We start from the raw sequence: 2,882 nt of genomic DNA, 5'->3' as shown, positions 1-2,882 counted from the left end.
GTACACCTTACGCATAGGTGTTTTTTTTGTCAATCAGTACACCTTAGGTTGTGGGCACAACTGCGAATCTGTACACCTTTAATGACGCATTTACTGCGAATCTGTACACCTTTCACTGATCAATCACTGCGAATCTGTACACCTATGATCGCTGTAGCTCATGTCCACCAAGGGCTCTAGGCTCTCTACAAACAAGAAAGATCTTATACAAACAAGAAAGATCTTATTACAAAGGCGTGGATCTGTGGATAACTCTGAAAAAATCAACCTTTTAGAGCGAAAAGCAGCGGCTGCGCCGCGACCATGGGGCTGCGCCCCTAGGTCGCCTAAAGGCTCCACCCTTCCCCAAAAATGCCTCGCCATTTCCTGCCGTTGGCAGGGGCGAGACTGAAAAACCGCGCTGCAGGTGCGTTTTGTCTTCGACCATTAAGCTATCGCAGTGCGGAACGGATGGTTAAAAATCAAAAGCGGCTTAGCAGGGCAAGGGCGGGGCAAAAAAGCGCCCCTAAAAACGTTCCGCTTCGCTTCCATGCTTTCGCTGCGCTCAAAAGCGCATAAAGCAACTTGATTATGTAACTATTTCAAGCTATTTTGATTTTGTAACTTTTTCAATGGGGATTGCGATGACCGAAACAAAAAATCATGGAGGGGCTCGCCCTGGTGCAGGCCGAAAAACGAAATACGAAAAAACAACGGTGATGCGCGTACCTGAGAAATACCAAGAGGCGATCAAGGCGTTGATCGCTCACTTGGACAGTACCGCAGAGATCAATCGGCATTTTCAGCCGGTGGAGTCTGAAAAAATCTATTTACGGTCTCTAAATGATAACAAGCAGCATCTCACGTTCAAAATTAGCCCGTTTTAACGCAATAGGAAGCCCGTGGAGCCGTTTAAATCACTTTCACTGATGTTTCCTTGTGAAAGTGATTTAAATGGCCGACAAGCGCTTTACAGCGCGTCAGGCTATTCGGCTTTGAATTTGTAACTAAATCAAATTATCTGAAGTATAAAAAATAAGTCGAAACCATTGCGACGGTTACGATCGCAACAAAGAAAACAGGCATCCAGTCATTCATTAAAGTTTTCATACATTTTCCTTTTAATTTTGGGCTGTGTATTGGCTTGATTTAGGCTCTTTAGAGGCGCGTTCAGGGCTTAGATTAGGCTCGAACTAGGCTCTTTTGGGGCTTGAATTAGGTTTTTTGAGCTTTTTAAAGCCGAAAGCGTCTCGATGGTGTCTCGAAAGCGTCTCGATGGTGTCTCGAAAGCGTCTCGATGGTGTCTCGAAAGCGTCTCGATGGTGTCTCGATTGTGCGAGTATGTAAAGCCGAAAGGCTAAACATAGGCACGCTGTCGAAAGTATACTTTCGCGTGCTTAGGGTTTCCCTAACACCCATTTAAAACTCTACGAGTTTCTGTACAAATGTAAGCTTGTACATTTGTACAATTTGATACTGTAACTAAATCAAGATTCATCAAAGGTCACTTGATCATCAACACTATAACGCTAAATCAATATTGCGATAATGGTTGCATTATTGACGACATGGTCATATGATTAAGTTGTAGATTATGTGGCGGTAGAGGTATCCCCACGTTAAATAAACCAACCTCAATGGATTATGTGGCGGTAGAGGCATCCCCACGTTAAATAGACCAACCTCAACGGAATAAATCTACACAAGAAACCCTCTTTTGAGGGTTTTTTTGTGTCCGAATTTTTTAAAGGACATACATGGAAATTAAAAGCCTTACCAGTAGTGCCTATAAGCGAGTAAGTGCTGGCAAAGAACAGGTTCTTCAGAAAAATAGAGGTTATGGGATTATCGCTATTACAGTTAGTGGAATCACCTTTGCGGTGCCTTTAAGAAGTAACCTAAATCACCCAAACGGATTTAAAACTATTCTTGTTGGAAAATCTTGGAATGGGCTTGATTACAGTAAAGCTCTTTTAGTTGAAGAGGCGGACATTACACAAGAATCATTTCAGCTTCGTGAGCAAGAAGAATTTGATAAAATCATAAAAAATAAAGATAAAATAATTAAAGATTTTTCCAAATATGTAGCTGATTATATTGTTTATGCGTCATCTGCGGATAAAGTTTTAGATAGACGGTTCCAGTACACGACTCTTCAATATTTCCATAATGAGTTAGGAATAGTTTGATTTTGTAACTAAATCAAATATCCATCTTTAATTGGTTACTTTGTTTGAATGTAAAGGCCAGCGCGGTGACCGTTCGGCCTTTTTTGATCGTGTCGTATTCGATAACCAAGTCACTACGTTGGTTTAGCTCGTCTACAGAAGCCTTAATCACGCGCCTATTCAGCTCTTTAAATGTAGGGTATTTATCGTTTAGGCCAAGTGCAGATCTAAAGTCATCAATCAAAATAACTCGATAATTCTTGTCGTTAAAGCGTTGTAGCAGCTCGTACAAGCGGATTGAATGACTCGATTGGAGGTTAGCTATATTTCGCAATTTGTACGTTGTAAATCGGCTTTGTAGCTGACTAATGTAACGTAAAACCTCATCACTCCAAGTGATCGTTATCGAGCCTGCCCCCTTGATTCGTTTGGACTTCTTTTGAATCCAACGCAACTCAATATCATCGTTCCCCTCTTTGAGCACGATTGTCGCCCCATAGAGTGCATCAACAGCGATATACAGCTCTCTGTGTGCATTTGGAATGCCCATTAACTCTGAAAAGTGTGTTGCGGTAATCGTCATCGTTTTTGGGATTTCAGTCCTAGGATCAACCATTCCAAGGCAGGCTAAAACTAGCTTCTGCGCTTGAACATTGAGCCGATAACTTGCATCGATAAGTGAATTCGATTTAGTAACGGATATATTGTTCATGAAGGTGTCCTTGATTTTTTTTT

The 2,882-nt window shown here is 41.6% G+C and carries 3 protein-coding genes; 2 read left to right on the top strand and 1 reads right to left on the bottom strand.

All coding sequences use genetic code 11. The features are described 5' to 3' along the window. Positions 1-623: 623 nt before the first annotated feature. Positions 624-866 (top strand): hypothetical protein, encoded by a 243-nt coding sequence (locus Q4Q46_RS21260; protein ID WP_311907009.1) that lies wholly within the window; start codon positions 624-626, stop codon positions 864-866. Between the two features lie 870 nt (positions 867-1,736). Then, a complete protein-coding gene (gene tenpIN / locus Q4Q46_RS21255) occupies positions 1,737-2,168 on the top strand; it encodes a type III toxin-antitoxin system TenpIN family toxin (protein WP_311907008.1) in 432 nt (143 codons plus the stop codon). Between the two features lie 13 nt (positions 2,169-2,181). Here tenpIN and Q4Q46_RS21250 read toward each other — a convergent pair. Next, positions 2,182-2,882, bottom strand: a 701-nt coding sequence (locus Q4Q46_RS21250; protein WP_311907007.1) for a replication initiation protein, incomplete at its 5' end; no start/stop codon positions are given.

The sequence above is a fragment of the Shewanella vaxholmensis genome (genome assembly GCF_031932135.1).
Lineage (GTDB): Bacteria > Pseudomonadota > Gammaproteobacteria > Enterobacterales > Shewanellaceae > Shewanella > Shewanella hafniensis.
This window is presented reverse-complemented; position numbering and strand designations above follow the sequence as displayed.

Bases quoted from the DNA above. Each gene is read 5' to 3' on its own strand.
- tenpIN (WP_311907008.1), top strand. From the start codon at position 1,737: ATGGAAATTAAAAGCCTTACCAGTAGTGCCTATAAGCGAGTAAGTGCT.
- Q4Q46_RS21260 (WP_311907009.1), top strand. From the start codon at position 624: ATGACCGAAACAAAAAATCATGGAGGGGCTCGCCCTGGTGCAGGCCGA.